At 59.2% G+C, this 15875-nt stretch carries 12 protein-coding genes; 5 read left to right on the plus strand and 7 right to left on the minus strand.

What is annotated here, in order from left to right; translation table 11 throughout:
- Positions 1-142: 142 nt before the first annotated feature.
- The 3 genes from aroA to ansB form a co-directional block, all read right to left on the minus strand.
- Positions 143-1429, minus strand: a complete 1287-nt coding sequence (aroA, locus tag ACMGF9_RS15195; RefSeq protein WP_016928320.1) for a 3-phosphoshikimate 1-carboxyvinyltransferase — start codon at positions 1427-1429, stop codon at positions 143-145.
- Between the two features lie 114 nt (positions 1430-1543).
- Positions 1544-2629: a 3-phosphoserine/phosphohydroxythreonine transaminase gene (serC, locus tag ACMGF9_RS15200; protein ID WP_004928275.1), complete on the minus strand. Its 1086-nt coding sequence runs from the start codon at positions 2627-2629 to the stop codon at positions 1544-1546.
- Positions 2630-2931: 302 nt separating this feature from the next.
- Positions 2932-3978, minus strand: a complete 1047-nt coding sequence (ansB, locus tag ACMGF9_RS15205; RefSeq protein WP_021504333.1) for an L-asparaginase 2 — start codon at positions 3976-3978, stop codon at positions 2932-2934.
- A 148-nt stretch (positions 3979-4126) separates the two neighbouring features.
- On the opposite strand from ansB, the gene ycaO reads away from it, so the two are divergent.
- From ycaO to pflA, 4 genes are all read left to right on the plus strand, one after another.
- A complete protein-coding gene (ycaO, locus tag ACMGF9_RS15210; RefSeq protein ID WP_021504334.1) occupies positions 4127-5890 on the plus strand; it encodes a 30S ribosomal protein S12 methylthiotransferase accessory factor YcaO in 1764 nt (587 codons plus the stop codon).
- Between the two features lie 461 nt (positions 5891-6351).
- On the plus strand, positions 6352-7212 hold the full coding sequence (gene focA, locus ACMGF9_RS15215) for a formate transporter FocA (RefSeq protein WP_004928284.1): 861 nt from the start codon (positions 6352-6354) through the stop codon (positions 7210-7212).
- 54 nt (positions 7213-7266) lie between these two features.
- Complete coding sequence (gene pflB / locus ACMGF9_RS15220; RefSeq protein WP_004928286.1) at positions 7267-9549, plus strand: formate C-acetyltransferase; 2283 nt, start codon at positions 7267-7269, stop codon at positions 9547-9549.
- A gap of 281 nt (positions 9550-9830) precedes the next feature.
- Entirely contained in the window at positions 9831-10571 is a 741-nt protein-coding gene (gene pflA, locus ACMGF9_RS15225; protein ID WP_015377324.1) for a pyruvate formate lyase 1-activating protein, read from the plus strand.
- 48 nt (positions 10572-10619) lie between these two features.
- On the opposite strand, the gene ACMGF9_RS15230 is transcribed toward pflA, so the two are convergent.
- Positions 10620-11771, minus strand: a complete 1152-nt coding sequence (locus ACMGF9_RS15230; RefSeq protein ID WP_033654251.1) for an MFS transporter — start codon at positions 11769-11771, stop codon at positions 10620-10622.
- A 163-nt stretch (positions 11772-11934) separates the two neighbouring features.
- Here ACMGF9_RS15230 and ACMGF9_RS15235 point away from each other — a divergent pair, with 163 nt between their 5' ends.
- Complete coding sequence (locus ACMGF9_RS15235) at positions 11935-12300, plus strand: DUF1801 domain-containing protein (protein WP_015377322.1); 366 nt, start codon at positions 11935-11937, stop codon at positions 12298-12300.
- Positions 12301-12353: 53 nt separating this feature from the next.
- Here the strand turns inward: ACMGF9_RS15235 and serS are convergent, their stop codons facing one another.
- The 3 genes from serS to lolA all read right to left on the minus strand — a co-directional run bounded on the left by serS (position 12354) and on the right by lolA (position 15721).
- Positions 12354-13646: a serine--tRNA ligase gene (gene serS / locus ACMGF9_RS15240; RefSeq protein WP_015377321.1), complete on the minus strand. Its 1293-nt coding sequence runs from the start codon at positions 13644-13646 to the stop codon at positions 12354-12356.
- A gap of 109 nt (positions 13647-13755) precedes the next feature.
- The gene (locus ACMGF9_RS15245) at positions 13756-15042 is read right to left on the minus strand and encodes a replication-associated recombination protein A (RefSeq protein WP_049870719.1); all 1287 of its coding nucleotides are present in this window, start codon (positions 15040-15042) and stop codon (positions 13756-13758) included.
- 67 nt (positions 15043-15109) lie between these two features.
- Positions 15110-15721: an outer membrane lipoprotein chaperone LolA gene (gene lolA / locus ACMGF9_RS15250; RefSeq protein ID WP_015377319.1), complete on the minus strand. Its 612-nt coding sequence runs from the start codon at positions 15719-15721 to the stop codon at positions 15110-15112.
- Positions 15722-15875: the final 154 nt, after the last annotated feature.

The raw sequence follows: 15875 nt of genomic DNA on the forward strand, positions 1-15875 counted from the left end.
ATATTTCTATTAGTCTCCTATCTTCTTTGAACCAATCACGTATGCCCCACTTTTTAAATGAGGATAAATTTTAAATTTAGCATATGGCTTTTAAATTCTTTTAAGGCCCGCAAAGGGGCCTTAAAATAAACGATTTGACGGGTTACGCCGGCTGGCTGATGCGCGCCAGCTGTTCGAAATAATCCGGGAAGGTCTTCGCGGTGCATTTCGGATCGAGAATGGTGACCGGCGTATCCGACAGCGCCACCAGCGAGAAGCACATTGCCATGCGGTGATCGTTGTAGGTGCCGATCTCGGCGAACTGCAGTTTGGCCGGCGGCACGACGTGAATGTAGTCTTCGCCTTCGTCCACTTCCGCCCCCACTTTACGCAGCTCGGTGGCCATCGCCGCCAGACGGTCGGTCTCCTTCACCCGCCAGTTGTAGATATTGCGGATGGTGGTCGGCCCCTCGGCGAACAGCGCTGCGGTGGCGATGGTCATCGCCGCGTCGGGAATGTGGTTCATGTCCATGTCGATGCCGCGCAGTTCACCGCGGCTGCACTCGATGAAATCGTCGCCCCAGGTGATGCGCGCGCCCATTTTCTCCAGCACGTCGGCAAACTTGGTGTCGCCCTGCACGCTTTTGCGACCGATGCCGGTCACGCGCACGGTGCCGCCCTTGATCGCCGCCGCCGCCAGGAAGTAAGAGGCGGAAGAAGCGTCGCCCTCAACCAGGTAATCGCCCGGCGCGATATACGTCTGGCGCCCCTGGATATGGAATACCCGGTAGTTGTCGTGGCTCACCGATACGCCGAAGGTGCGCATCAGATGCAGCGTGATGTCGATGTACGGCTTGGAAACCAGCTCGCCCTTGATGTGGATCTGCGTATCCTGCGGCGCCAGGGGCGCGGTCATCAGCAACGCGGTCAGGAACTGGCTGGAAACGCTGCCGTCAACGGTGACGTCGCCGCCCTGGAAACCGCCGCGCAGGCGAATTGGCGGGTAATCGGTCTGTTCGAGGTAATCAATCTGCGCCCCGCCCTGGCGCAACGCGTCCACCAGATGGCCGATCGGGCGTTCTTTCATGCGGGGTTCCCCGGTCAGCACCACGTCGCCTTCACCAAGGCACAGCGCCGCCGCCAGTGGGCGCATCGCGGTGCCGGCATTGCCGAGGAACAGTTCCAGCGGTTGGTTGGCCACCAACGGCCCGGCCACGCCGGTCACTTCACACACGGTGCGGTCGGCGGAAAGCCGGTAGTTCACACCCAACGCCTGCAGCGCATTCAGCATATGGCGCACGTCGTCGCTGTCCAGCAGGTTGGTCAGCCGGGTCGTTCCCTCCGCCAGCGCCGCCAGCAGCAGAGCGCGGTTAGAAACGCTCTTCGAGCCGGGTAAGTTGACGGTGCCATTGACCAGGGCGACCGGTTGTAACGTCAGGGAATCCACCATGTGAACAAAACTCTCCAATTCTGATAAACGAAACGGCTCCGGAATAATGCCGGAGCCGCTTTAATGCAAAAGGACAACAGCCTGAGGCCGCCCGCGCCTGGCGGGCTGCCGGAATCAACCGTGACGACGTTCGAAGTCGGCCATGAAGTCGGTCAGCGCCTGGACGCCGGCCAGCGGCATGGCATTGTAAATAGAAGCGCGCATGCCGCCAACTACCCGGTGGCCTTTCAGCGCCTGCAGGCCGATAGCCTCGGCTTCGCTGAGGAACACCTTGTCCAGCGCCGCATCGGCCAGCTGGAACGGCACGTTCATCCAGGAACGGTTGGCGATCGCCACCTGGCTGCGGTAGAAGTCAGATTTATCGATGGTCGCGTACAACAGCTCGGCCTTGGCCTGATTGCGTTTTTGCATCTCCACCAGGCCGCCCTGCTCTTTCAGCCATTTGAACACCAGCCCGGACAAGTACCAGGCGAAGGTCGGCGGGGTGTTGAACATCGAGCCGTTCTCGGCCAGCACGGTGTAGTCAAGGATAGACGGCACTTCTTTGCGCGCCTTGCCCAGCAGATCGTCGCGCACGATCACCAGCGTCAGACCGGCCGGGCCGATATTTTTCTGCGCGCCGGCGTAAATCACGCCGAAGCGGCTGACGTCGAGCGGGCGGGACAGGATAGTCGAGGAGTAATCGCCGATCACCACTTTGTCGCCGAAGTCCGGCGTTTCATCGATGGCCACGCCGTCGATGGTCTCATTCGGGCAATAGTGCACGTAAGCCGCGTCGTTGCTCAGTTGCCACTCTTTCATCGGCGTGATGCCGCTCAGGCCGTCGATGCGGGTTTTCACGTCGATGACGTTCGGGGCGCAATACTTTTCCGCTTCCTTGATGGCGCTGTGCGCCCAATAGCCGCCGTCGATATAGTCGGCGGTGGCCTTGTCGCCCAGCAGGTTCAGCGGCAGCGCGGCGAACTGCGCGCGGGCGCCGCCGTGGCAAAACAGCACTTTATAGTTGGAGGGGACTTTCAGCAGATCGCGCAGATCCTGTTCCGCCTGCTCGGCAACGGCGATGAATTCTTTGCTGCGGTGACTGATCTCCATCACAGACGTTCCCAGGCCGTGCCAGTTGCACAGTTCCTGTTCCGCACGACGCAACACTTCCACCGGCAGCATCGCCGGGCCAGAGCTAAAATTATAAACCTGAGTCATTTCCCCTCACCACATTCACTGTTCGCCGCAGAAAAGCGACCTGTCGAAAAGACGCCCGAAGTTAACGCTCGCGTTAACCAACCCATCGGTTTTATCACTCACGCCCCATGGCTGCAACGCTTATTCGCCCGTCGGCGGCAAACGGCCGTGCCGGGTGATGACAGGCTCTGCGGCCGTCGCGATTGTTTGGACGATAAAACCCTGTGACATGGGGAAATTCAGCGGGTTAACGCGGTGTTTTATGCTGTATTCAGCCAACATGGCTGCGGGAGCCCGGATGGCCCCCGCAGGAGAAGAAACGATCAGTACTGATTAAACATCTGCTGGATCTGCTTCGCGTCTTTGGTTTGCGTCAGCGCCAGCTGCAGCAGAATGCGCGCCTTTTGCGGATTCAGCGTGCCGGCGGCCACGAAGCCGTACTTGGCGTCGTCCACTTCCGCATCCTCGGTGGTGGCGCCGGTCGGCACGCGCGAAGAACGCACCACCGCCACGCCGTTGTGCGCCGCCGTCGCCAGGGTGTCGAACACGGTTTTATACAGGTTGCCGTTGCCGACCCCGGCGCTGACGATGCCCTGATAGCCTTCGGCGATCAGGGCCTTGGCCGGCGCATCGGAGGCGTTGGCGTAGTTGTAGACGATGCCGACCTTCGGCAGCTCGTTCAGCTTGCTGACGTCGAACGGCGTCTCCCGGGTATGCTTACGCTGCGGCGAGCGCTGGTAATCGATCTTGCCGTTGTGGATATACCCCAGCGGGCCGTAGTTTGGCGACTGGAAGGTCTGCACGGCGGTGGTATTGGTCTTGGTGACGTCACGCGCGTCCAGCACGGTGTCGTTCATCGCCACCAGCACCCCGCGGTTGGCCGATTGCGGATCCGCCGCCGTCACCACCGCGTTATACAGGTTGAACGGGCCGTCGGCGCTCATCGCCGTCGCCGGCCGCATCGCCCCCACCAATACCACCGGCTTGTCGCATTTCACCGTCAAATCAAGGAAATAGGCCGTCTCTTCCAGCGTATCGGTGCCGTGAGTGATGACGAAGCCGTCGGTTTTGCCGCAGTCGGCGTCAATTTTCTTCGCCAGCGTCAGCCAGACCTGATCGTTCATGTCCTGCGAGCCGATGTTCACCACCTGTTCCCCCTGCACGTTGGCGATATCTTTCAGCGCCGGCACCGCATCGACCAACGCCTCGACGCCCAGTTTGCCCGCGGTATAGTTGGATTTCGTCGCCGAATCGCCGCCGCCGGCGATAGTGCCGCCGGTCGCCAGCAGGGTGATGTTGGGCAGCGCCAGCGCCGAGGCGCTGACACCGGTCAACAAGAGGGTTAACGCGCTGAGTTTCACTGATTTCATTAGATTTCTCCGTGACAGATAACTTGCTGAATTATGGCCTTTATCCTTAAAAAAACTGTGACTTTGCCGCCGCTTTAGGAATACGTGGAGCTCCAGCGTAAAACCCCGTATCATTGCGCGTTTTTAGTACGCGCAAAAAGTGAAGACAATGACGCAAACTTTTATCCCCGGTAAAGACGCCGCCCTGGAAGACTCCATCTCCCGTTTCCAGCAGAAACTGAGCGATCTCGGTTTCAACATCGAAGAAGCCTCCTGGCTGAACCCGGTGCCGCACGTGTGGTCGGTGCACATCCGCGATCGCGATTGCCCGCTGTGCTTCACCAACGGCAAAGGCGCCAGCAAAAAAGCCGCGCTGGCCTCCGCGCTGGGTGAATATTTCGAGCGCCTGTCCACCAACTACTTCTTCGCCGATTTCTATCTGGGCAAGCAGATCGCCGAAGGCGATTTCGTGCACTACCCGAATGAGAAATGGTTCCCGATCCCGGCGGACGACGCGCTGCCGGCCGGCATCCTCGACGAGCGTCTGCACGCCTTCTACGATCCGCAGCAAGAGCTGAGCGCCAGCGATCTGGTCGATCTGCAGTCCGGCAATGCCGATCGCGGCATCTGCGCGCTGCCGTTCACCCGTCAGTCAGATCAGCAAACGGTATACATTCCGATGAACATCATCGGCAACCTGTATGTTTCCAACGGCATGTCCGCCGGCAACACCGCCAACGAAGCGCGCGTGCAGGGCCTGTCGGAAGTGTTCGAGCGCTATGTGAAAAACCGCATTATCGCCGAATCCATCAGCCTGCCGGCGATCCCGGACGAGGTGCTGAACCGCTACCCGGGCGTGGTGGAAGCCATCGCCAAGCTGGAAGAGGAAGGTTTCCCAATCCTCTCCTATGACGCCTCGCTGGGCGGCAACTACCCGGTGATCTGCGTGGTGCTGTTCAACCCGACCAACGGCACCTGCTTCGCTTCATTCGGCGCGCACCCGGACTTCGGCGTGGCGCTGGAGCGCACGGTAACCGAACTGCTGCAGGGCCGCAGCCTGAAAGATCTCGACGTGTTCACCGCGCCGACCTTCGATGACGAAGAAGTGGCGGAACACACCAACCTGGAAACGCACTTCATCGACTCCAGCGGTCTGATCTCCTGGGATCTGTTCAAACAGGATGCCGATTACCCGTTCGTTGACTGGAACTTCAGCGGCAGCACGCAGGAAGAGTTCGCCACCCTGATGAGCATCTTCGACAAGGAAGACGCGGAAGTGTACATCGCCGACTACGAGCACCTGGGCGTCTACGCTTGCCGCATCATCGTGCCGGGCATGTCCGATATCTACCCGGCGGAAGACCTGCTGCTGGCTAACAACAGCATGGGCGCGCACCTGCGCGATACGCTGCTGGCGCTGCCGGGCAGCGAGTGGGAGCCGGAAGAATACCTGGCGCTGATCGAGCAGTTGGACGACGAAGGGCTGGACGATTTCACCCGCGTACGCGAACTGCTGGGCATTGCCAGCGGCAAAGACAACGCCTGGTATACCCTGCGCGTGGGCGAGCTGAAATCGATGCTGGCGCTGGCGGGCGGCGATCTGGATCAGGCGCTGATCTGGACCGAATGGACGCAGGACTTCAACGCCTCGGTGCTGAGCCCGGCGCGCAGCAACTACTACCGCTGCCTGCAAACGCTGCTGCTGCTGGCGCAGGAGCCTGAACGCGAAGCGGCGCAGTACTATACCGCGTTCGTGAAGATGTACGGCCAGGAAGCGGTCGACGCCGCCTCCGCCGCCATCAGCGGTGAAGAGCGCTTCAACGGGCTGTTCGCCGTCGATGCCGATCTGAAGGCGCTGCCGGCCCATCAGGCGCTGCTGGCGGCTTACGAGAAGCTGCAGGCGGCCAAACGCCGCCACTGGGCCAAGGCCTAAGCATCATCAGGGGATACTGCCACTTTGGGAGTACCCCTGTTGCCAAACGCCGCACTCCGTTGCGGCGTTTTCAATTTTGCGGTTTATTTCAACGCATTCGGTTTTATTTTTTCGCCGGGAAATAGGTGGTTAAACGACCATAAAAATAAATAAACCGTCAATTGTTGCCGGACGGTGAAATAATAATTAACCGATAATTAAACTTTCAACGCCGCGCGGCGACAAAACGCCTAAAAATTTAACTTTACTCCACGCCGACCACTCGGTGGATTCAAAAAAACTTGCAAACATTAAAAAATTGTTTTTGATTAAAAATCAATAAATTAACCATAAAAACCACACAAAAAACACGCCATTTCACCGCTCTACTTCCCCGCCTTATGATCCAAATCAAATTTTCCCCTATACTGCTTTGCTAGTATCTCATTGCGTTGTTTTAACCCTTAAGAGCGAGAGTTAGTTTGAAAACTGACAGCCCCTTCGATCTGATTTTACCTGCGGCAACGGCGAAAATCGCTGAAGATGCCGGCGTGTATAAAGCCACCAAACATCCGCTGAAAACGTTTTATTTGGCGATCACCGCCGGTGTCTTCATTTCCATCGCCTTCGTCTTCTACATCACGGCGACCACCGGCACCGCCGGCGTGCCTTTCGGGCTGGCGAAACTGGTCGGCGGCATCTGCTTCTCTCTCGGGTTAATGCTGGTGGTGGTGTCGGGCGCCGACCTGTTCACCTCTACCGTGCTTATCGTCATCGCCAAGGCCAGCGGCCGCATCAGCTGGGGCCAGCTGGGCGCCAACTGGCTGAACGTTTATCTCGGCAACCTGGTCGGCGCGCTGTTCTTCGTGGCGCTGATCTGGTTCTCCGGCGAGTATATGGTCGCCAACGGCCAGTGGGGCCTGAATGTCCTGCAAACCGCAGACCACAAGCTGCATCACACCTTCATCGAAGCCGTGTGCCTCGGCATTCTGGCCAACCTGATGGTCTGCCTGGCGGTCTGGATGAGCTACTCCGGCCGCACCCTGACCGACAAGATGCTCGCCATGGTGCTGCCGGTCGGGATGTTTGTCGCCAGCGGCTTCGAACACAGCATCGCCAACATGTTTATGATCCCTATGGGCATCGTGGTCAAACACTTCGCCACGCCGGAGTTCTGGCAAGCCGTAGGGGCGGTACCTGAGCAATTCGCTCATCTGACAGTAAGCAACTTCATCATCGACAACCTGATTCCGGTCACCCTCGGTAACATCATCGGCGGTGGTCTGCTGGTTGGGTTGACTTACTGGGTAATTTATCTGCGCGGGGGCCGCGAGCAGCACTAAGCTGTGAGTAACCGCGCGCAGAGTTAGAAATCCACAATCAAAGGTAGGTGTACAATGACCGAACTTAACGAGAAATTAGCCAACGCTTGGGAAGGTTTCAGCAAGGGTGACTGGCAGAATGAAGTCAACGTTCGTGACTTCATCCAGAAAAACTACACGCCTTATGAGGGTGACGAATCCTTCCTGGCTGGCGCTACTCAAGCCACCACCACCTTGTGGGACAAGGTTATGGAAGGGATCAAACTGGAAAACCGCACTCATGCGCCGGTTGATTTCGACACCAACGTTGCTTCAACCATCGTTTCTCACGACGCGGGTTACATCGCCAAAGAGCTGGAAACCATCGTGGGTCTGCAGACCGACGCCCCGCTGAAACGCGCGCTGATCCCGTTCGGCGGCATCAAAATGGTCGAAGGTTCGTGCAAAGTGTACGGCCGCGAACTGGATCCGCAGCTGAAAAAAGTGTTCACCGAATACCGCAAAACCCACAACCAGGGCGTATTCGACGTTTACACCAAAGACATCCTGAACTGCCGTAAATCCGGCGTGCTGACCGGTCTGCCGGACGCCTACGGCCGCGGCCGCATCATCGGCGACTACCGCCGCGTTGCGCTGTACGGTATCGACTTCCTGATGGCCGACAAGCTGAACCAGTTCAAATCGCTGCAGGAAAAACTGGAAAACGGCGAAGACCTGGAAATGACCATCCAGCTGCGCGAAGAGATCGCTGAACAGCATCGCGCTCTGGCTCAGATCAAAGAGATGGCCGCCAAATACGGTTACGACATCTCCGGCCCAGCCACCAGCGCGCAAGAAGCGGTGCAGTGGACCTACTTCGGCTACCTGGCCGCGGTGAAATCCCAGAACGGCGCCGCCATGTCCTTCGGCCGCGTGTCCACCTTCCTCGACGTGTTCATCGAGCGCGACATCAAGGCGGGCAAACTGACCGAAGAACAAGCGCAGGAGCTGATCGACCACCTGGTGATGAAACTGCGTATGGTGCGCTTCCTGCGTACCCCTGAGTACGATGAGCTGTTCTCCGGCGACCCAATCTGGGCGACTGAGTCCCTGGCCGGTATGGGCGTCGACGGCCGTACCCTGGTCACCAAAAACAGCTTCCGCTTCCTGAACACCCTGTACACCATGGGGCCGTCTCCGGAGCCAAACATGACCATCCTGTGGTCTGAGAAGCTGCCGCTGAACTTCAAGAAATTCGCGGCGAAAGTGTCCATCGACACCTCTTCCGTTCAGTACGAAAACGACGACCTGATGCGCCCTGACTTCAACAACGATGACTACGCCATCGCTTGCTGCGTCAGCCCGATGATCGTCGGCAAACAAATGCAGTTCTTCGGCGCCCGCGCCAACCTGGCGAAAACCATGCTGTACGCCATCAACGGCGGCGTTGACGAAAAACTGAAAATGCAGGTCGGCCCGAAAGAAGCGCCGATGATGGACGAAGTGTTGGACTATGACAAAGTCATGGCGCGCATGGACCACTTTATGGATTGGCTGGCCAAGCAGTACGTGACCGCGCTGAACATCATTCACTACATGCACGACAAGTACAGCTACGAAGCTGCGCTGATGGCGCTGCATGACCGTGACGTTTATCGCACCATGGCTTGCGGCATCGCCGGTCTGTCCGTGGCGGCCGACTCCCTGTCCGCCATCAAGTACGCGAAAGTCACCACCATTCGCGACGAAGACGGCCTGGCTATCGACTTCAAAGTGGAAGGCGAGTATCCGCAGTTCGGTAACAACGACGCCCGCGTCGATGACATCGCCTGCGACCTAGTTGAGCGTTTCATGAAGAAAATTCAGAAACTGCGCACCTACCGCAACGCGGTACCGACCCAGTCCGTACTGACCATCACATCCAACGTGGTGTACGGTAAGAAAACCGGTAACACCCCGGATGGCCGCCGCGCCGGCGCACCATTCGGCCCAGGCGCCAACCCGATGCACGGCCGTGACCAGAAAGGCGCAGTCGCCTCCCTGACCTCGGTAGCCAAACTGCCGTTTGCCTACGCGAAAGACGGGATCTCCTACACCTTCTCCATCGTGCCTAACGCGCTGGGTAAAGACGACGACGTGCGTAAAGCCAACCTGGCGGGCCTGATGGATGGTTACTTCCACCATGAAGCCTCCATCGAGGGCGGTCAGCATCTGAACGTCAACGTAATGAACCGCGAAATGCTGCTGGACGCGATGGAAAACCCTGAGAAATACCCTCAGCTGACCATCCGCGTCTCCGGTTACGCCGTGCGCTTCAACTCGCTGACCAAAGAGCAACAGCAGGACGTCATTACTCGTACCTTCACTCAAACGATGTAATGCGCCAGCCGGGCGGGAAACCGCTCGGTAGCAACGTCAGGGCCGGTTCTGCCGGCCCTTTTCTCCCACCGCTCTCCCCTGACTCTGTACGAGTCTGTTTTGCCGGACATCTATACTGAATGGATAGCCGGCAAAACAGTTATCCGGCAACTGACCGGCCGACAGGCATCATTACCCCCGGTGGCGGGCTCACTCCGCCACTGCATCGCAGATACCTGGCCGGCGGCCACGCGCCTATTTTTAGACTGCGTTTGACAGTCAATATTGGAGAAAACCCCGCAATGTCAGTAACTGGTCGCATCCACTCCTTCGAATCCTGCGGCACCGTCGACGGGCCAGGGATCCGCTTTATCGTCTTCTTCCAAGGCTGCCTGATGCGCTGCCTCTATTGCCATAACCGCGACACCTGGGATACCCACGGCGGCAAAGAAGTGACCGTCGAAGAGCTGATGAAAGACGCGGTGGCCTACCGCCACTTCATGAACGCTTCCGGCGGCGGCGTGACCGCGTCCGGCGGCGAAGCGATCCTGCAGGCTGAATTCGTGCGCGACTGGTTCCGCGCCTGCCACGCCGAAGGCATCAATACCTGTCTGGATACCAACGGCTTCGTGCGCCGCTACGATCCGGTGATCGACGAGCTGCTGGACACTACCGATCTGGTGATGCTGGATCTGAAACAGATGAACGATGAGATCCACCAGAATCTGGTCGGCGTTTCCAACCATCGCACGCTGGAATTCGCCCGCTACCTGGCGAAACGCAACCAGCGCACCTGGATCCGCTACGTGGTGGTGCCGGGTTGGTCAGACGACGATAAATCGGCGCACCTGCTGGGCGAGTTCACCAAAGACATGACCAACATCGAGAAAATCGAGCTGCTGCCCTACCACGAACTGGGCAAGCACAAATGGGTGGCGATGGGGGAAGAGTACAAGCTGGACGGCGTTCATCCGCCGAAGGCCGAGACCATGGATCGCGTCAAAGGCATCCTGGAAAGCTACGGCCACAAAGTGATTTACTGATTGGCGCAGCGCCAAAGAAAAACCGGCTCATAGCCGGTTTTTTTATGCTCAGGCGGCGGCGAACGGCGTGTGATGGTGATCCGGCTTCTGCTTCTTCAGCAGCATCAGCAGGTAAACCAGCGCCACGGCGGCGATCATCACGAACAGTACGCGGTCAGAGTAGTTCTGCATCAGCAGCGCCGTCATCGACGGACCCAGTAGGCTGCCGATGGTGTAGCTCATCAACAGCGCCTGATTCATCGCCACCAGTTCGTGCGGCATTGCCTTCTCACAGGCCCAGGACATCGCCACCGGATACAGGGTAAAGCCGGCGCAGCCGAGGATGAACAGTGAAGGCGCCATGGCGTAGTTGCCGAGCATCGCCACGCTGGCGAGGATCACTACGAACACCTGAATGCGCAGCACCAGCAGGCGCCCGTAACGATCGGCCAGACGCCCGACCGGCCATTGGCCGACGATGCCGGAGCTGACCAGCAGCGCCATCCAGTAACCGACGTTGGCGTCGCTCATGCCCTGATGAGAGAGGTACAGCGGCATCAGGCCGTACAGCGAACCGAGCACGATGCCGGAGATGATGCAGCCGTTGATGCCGAGGCGCGCGCTGCGGCGTCTCAACATTGTCCACACCGCCGCCTGCTGCGGCTCGTCTTCATGGCGGTTGACCCGCGCGAACAGCATCGGCAGCATGGCGCTGATCACAATCGCGGTCACCCACGGCACCACGTGCAGCAATTCGGTCGAGGTCATGCTCAACAGCAATTGGCCGGTCACCGTACCGAGGTAATAGACAATCATATAGGCCGCCAGCAGCTGGCCGCGGTTGCTGAGATTGCCGCTGCGCAGCAGCGCGCTTTCCACAATCACCCAGATCCAGGCGCAACCGACGCCGGCGAAGAAGCGCCAGCCCAGCCAGCTCCAGAAATCGATCGACAGCACCATGCCGGCGGTCGCGGCGGCGAACAACAAACAGGAGAGATGGTAGCTGCGGGTGAAGCCGACGCGCTGGATCAGTTTACCCGCCACCAACGTGCCCAACAGGTTGCCGCTGAAATAGGAGGAGCTGACCATTCCCACTTGCCAGGTCGACAGCTGAGCATGGGTTAACCAAAGAGGCACTAACGTATTCAAAACGGCAATGGATACCGTGAGCAACAACAGGCCGCAGAGCAACAGGAGCACTGGGCGGGAGTATGCGGACATAGTGAAATTGTGACCGAACGCGCAATGAGAGTGCGCGCATCATGCCACTGGCGATAAAAAAGTCAATCGCCTCTTATCATTCCAGCGCACGATTTGTTTCCGACCAAACGACCGAAAAAGCGTTATGCTCAGCGCAGAGCGGATTTGACGACGGAGAAGCGAGATGAGTCAGGCAAATAATGCGGCGGTCGAGACCTTGCTGGCGGACATCGGCAGCACGCACGGCGAGCTGCTGGAGATCGTACAACAGGTGCGCCGGATCGCCACGGCGAGCGGCAGTGGCGTCAGCGAATCGGTCAAATACGGCGGCATCATGTTCTCGCATACTCAATTTTTCTGCGGCGTTTTCGCCTACCGCAATCACGTCACGGTGGAATTCGGCCAAGGGCACCGACTGGAAGATCGCTATCAGCAACTTGAAGGCAACGGCCAATATCGGCGGCACATCAAGCTTCACTCGCCCGCCGAAGTGAAAAGCAAGCACCTGGCGGACTACATTAAACAAGCCTACGCGCTGGCGAAAGGCTGAATTCTCGACATAAAAAAAGCGCCCGCAGGCGCTTTTTTCTAGTGATTGGCTGTTCAGCCGATATATTCCAGGCCGCCCATATAAGGACGCAGCACTTCAGGCACCTGAATGCGACCGTCGGCCTGCTGGTAGTTTTCCAGCACCGCCACCAGTGTACGGCCGACCGCCAGGCCGGAGCCGTTCAGCGTGTGAACCAGACGCGGTTTCTTGTCGGCCTTGCTGCGGCAGCGCGCCTGCATGCGACGCGCCTGGAAGTCCCACATGTTAGAGCAGGACGAGATCTCGCGGTAGGTATCCTGCGCCGGCAGCCACACTTCCAGATCGTAAGTCTTGCACGCGCCGAAGCCCATGTCGCCGGTGCACAGCAGCACCTTGCGGTAAGGCAAGTTCAGCAACTGCAGCACTTTTTCCGCGTGGCCGGTCAGCTCTTCCAGGGCATCCATCGAATCTTCCGGACGGACGATCTGCACCATTTCAACCTTGTCGAACTGGTGCATGCGGATCAAACCACGGGTGTCGCGGCCGTAAGAACCGGCTTCCGCACGGAAGCATGGCGTGTGTGCGGTCATCTTCAGCGGCAGAGTTTCCTCTTCCACGATCTCGTCGCGCACCAGGTTGGTCAGCGGCACTTCCGCCGTTGGGATCAGCGCGTAGTTGCTGCTGTCGGCTTCTTCTTCCAGCGGGCGGGTATGGAACAGATCTTCGCCGAACTTCGGCAGCTGACCGGTGCCGTACAGCGTGGCGTGGTTGACCAGATAAGGCACGTAGGCCTCCAGATAGCCATGCTGCTCGGTGTGCAGATCCAGCATGAACTGGGACAGCGCGCGGTGCATGCGGGCGATTTGCCCTTTCATCACCACGAAACGCGAACCGGTCAGCTTAACTGCGGCGGCAAAATCCAGCCCGCCGGCCATTTCGCCCAGATCGACGTGATCGCGCACCGCGAAGTCGTACTGGCGCGGTTCGCCCCAGCGGGTGACTTCCAGGTTTTCGCTGTCGTCTTTACCGTCCGGCACCGCGTCGTCCGGCAGGTTAGGCAGCGTCAGGGCGTAATCGCGGATCTCGCTTTGCAGCGCATCCAGCGCCGCCTTGGCGGCATCCAGCTTGTCACCCAGCTCGTTCACTTCGCGACGCAGCGGCTCGATGTCTTCCCCACGCGCTTTGGCCGCGCCGATGGATTTCGATCGGGAGTTGCGTTCCGCTTGCAGCGTTTCAGTTTCTACCTGCAGAACTTTGCGGCGTTCTTCCTGCGAACGCAGCAGATCCAGATCGAGTTTAAAGCCTCGGCGAGCCAGTTTGACGGCGACTGCGTCTAGCTCATTACGCAGCAGATTGGGATCGAGCATGCTAATCCTGTGCTTGTTGTTATTGAAAGAAGTGTTGTTGTTCTATGCGGCTGATTTATAGCCGCATAAAAGAAGAGTGATACCCGCTAACCTTACCGCAACGGCCACGCTAGCGGTAGCGTTTTGTCGGGCTATTTTGATCCTGCTCAGCCAGCCATGCCAACTTTTCGCCGATTTTCCCTTCCAGCCCGCGCGAGGTCGGTTGGTAGTAGCGCGTATGGGCCATTTCGGGCGGGAAGTAGTTCTCGCCGGCGGCGTAGGCGTTGGGTTCGTCGTGGGCGTAACGGTACTCCGCCCCCAGCCCCATCTCCTTCATCAGCTTGGTCGGCGCGTTGCGCAAATGCTCCGGCACGTCATAATCGGCCTGCTCCCTGGCGTCGCGCATGGCGGCCTTGAACGCGGTGTAAACCGCGTTGCTCTTCGGCGCGCAGGCCAGGTAAACAATCGCCTGCGCGATGGCGCGCTCGCCCTCCGCCGGCCCCACGCGGGTGAAGCAATCCCAGGCGGCGATCGCCACCTGCATGCCGCGCGGATCGGCGTTGCCCACGTCTTCAGAGGCGATCGCCAACAGACGGCGCGCCACATAGAGCGGATCGCCGCCGGCGGTAATGATGCGCGCATACCAATACAGCGCGGCGTCCGGCGCCGAACCGCGCACCGATTTATGCAGCGCGGAAATCAGGTCGTAATAACGGTCGCCCTTGTTGTCGAAGCGCGCGCTGCGCTCGCCCGACACCTCTTTCAGCAGCTGCGGCGTCAGCACCCGCACGCCTTTGGCGTCGAGCTCCGCCATGTCCGCCATCATTTCCAGGCTGTTCAGCGCCCGGCGCGCATCGCCGCCCACCAGCTCCGACAGCAGGCGGCGCGTTTCCGCGGGCAGCTCGACGTTCTGGCCGCCAAAGCCGCGCGCCTTGTCGTTCATCGCCTGATCCAGCACCTGGCCGATATCTTCGGCGGTCAGCGCCTTAAGCAGATACACGCGGGCGCGCGACAGCAGCGCCGAGTTCAATTCGAACGACGGGTTTTCGGTAGTGGCGCCGATAAAGGTGATGGTGCCGTCTTCAATGTGCGGCAGGAAGGCGTCCTGCTGACTTTTGTTGAAGCGGTGCACTTCATCGACGAACAGAATAGTGCGGCGGCCGGCGTCGCGGTTTTGCCGCGCCCGTTCGATCGCCTCGCGGATCTCCTTGATGCCGGAGGTCACGGCGGAGATCCGTTCGACATCCGCCTGACCATAACGGCCGATCAGCTCTGCCAGCGTCGTCTTCCCGGTGCCCGGCGGCCCCCATAAAATCATCGAGTGCAACTGCCCGGCCTCGATGGCGCGCGGCAGCGGCTTGCCGGCGGCCAGCAGATGCTGCTGGCCGATATACTGCGCCAGCGTGGTCGGCCGCATGCGCGCGGCCAACGGCTGGAACTCGTTCTGGGAAAAATCGAGCGACAGATTATTACTCACTTGCACCTCACTGGCGCTGGTCGTCCAGCGTCACCCCCTTCGGCGGGGTAAATTTGAATTTGGCCGGATCGGCGGCAACGTTCTGCTGGCTTTTCAGCGTATAAGCGCTGCGCTGGCCATCCTGCTCCACCGCGGCGAAGCTGCGGATGGTGCCGCTGTTGGTCACGCTGATGGCGAATTGCTTCAGGTTGCCGCTGGCGGATTTCGGCGTCAGCTCGAAATCATCGCCCTTTTGCTTCACGTTGTACTGTTTCCAGTCGCTGGCATTGTTGCGGGTGATCAGCATAAACGGCGTATTGCCGGTGGCGTTCTTCAACCAGGTCGCCGTCACCTGCTCGACGAACGGGTTGTAAAACCACAGGGTTTGGCCATCGGAGACCAGCACGCTCTCATCGGGTGAGGTCATGTGCCAGTTGAACAGGTTCGGCCGCTTCACCCACAGCTCGCCTTCACCCTGTTGCACCGCGGCGCCTTCGGCGCTGGTCACGGTTTGCGAGAAGCTGGCGTGGAAACTGTTCACCTTCGCCAGGCGACTTTGCAGATCCTGTGCGGCATCGGCCAGCACGGAGGTAGAAGCGAATCCCGAAAGCAGACAGCAGGCAACTAACAGTTTTTTCATTATTCCAGATACCTTATGAAATGCGTTAACCGCAGGGCGACGCCGTGCGGGTCAATCAACCCTTTACTCCCGTTACTTTACCTGAAGCCGGCGATCGGCCGGTAGGCCAATGTTCCGAGAAGAAACGGGTTTACGCTTCTTTGCACAAGGGCCG

Source organism: Serratia sp. BNK-23 (assembly GCF_047456145.1).
Taxonomy (GTDB): Bacteria; Pseudomonadota; Gammaproteobacteria; order Enterobacterales; family Enterobacteriaceae; genus Serratia; species Serratia nematodiphila.

What these genes read in the sequence shown, in the direction of transcription:
- lolA (WP_015377319.1), bottom strand. Translation starts at nt 15,721, where the DNA reads ATGAAAAAACTGTTAGTTGCCTGCTGTCTGCTTTCGGGATTCGCTTCT.
- ACMGF9_RS15235 (WP_015377322.1), top strand. Translation starts at nt 11,935, where the DNA reads ATGAGTCAGGCAAATAATGCGGCGGTCGAGACCTTGCTGGCGGACATC.
- serC (WP_004928275.1), bottom strand. Translation starts at nt 2,629, where the DNA reads ATGACTCAGGTTTATAATTTTAGCTCTGGCCCGGCGATGCTGCCGGTG.
- serS (WP_015377321.1), bottom strand. Translation starts at nt 13,646, where the DNA reads ATGCTCGATCCCAATCTGCTGCGTAATGAGCTAGACGCAGTCGCCGTC.
- ansB (WP_021504333.1), bottom strand. Translation starts at nt 3,978, where the DNA reads ATGAAATCAGTGAAACTCAGCGCGTTAACCCTCTTGTTGACCGGTGTC.
- pflA (WP_015377324.1), top strand. Translation starts at nt 9,831, where the DNA reads ATGTCAGTAACTGGTCGCATCCACTCCTTCGAATCCTGCGGCACCGTC.
- ACMGF9_RS15245 (WP_049870719.1), bottom strand. Translation starts at nt 15,042, where the DNA reads ATGCGGCCGACCACGCTGGCGCAGTATATCGGCCAGCAGCATCTGCTG.
- ycaO (WP_021504334.1), top strand. Translation starts at nt 4,127, where the DNA reads ATGACGCAAACTTTTATCCCCGGTAAAGACGCCGCCCTGGAAGACTCC.
- ACMGF9_RS15230 (WP_033654251.1), bottom strand. Translation starts at nt 11,771, where the DNA reads ATGTCCGCATACTCCCGCCCAGTGCTCCTGTTGCTCTGCGGCCTGTTG.
- aroA (WP_016928320.1), bottom strand. Translation starts at nt 1,429, where the DNA reads ATGGTGGATTCCCTGACGTTACAACCGGTCGCCCTGGTCAATGGCACC.
- pflB (WP_004928286.1), top strand. Translation starts at nt 7,267, where the DNA reads ATGACCGAACTTAACGAGAAATTAGCCAACGCTTGGGAAGGTTTCAGC.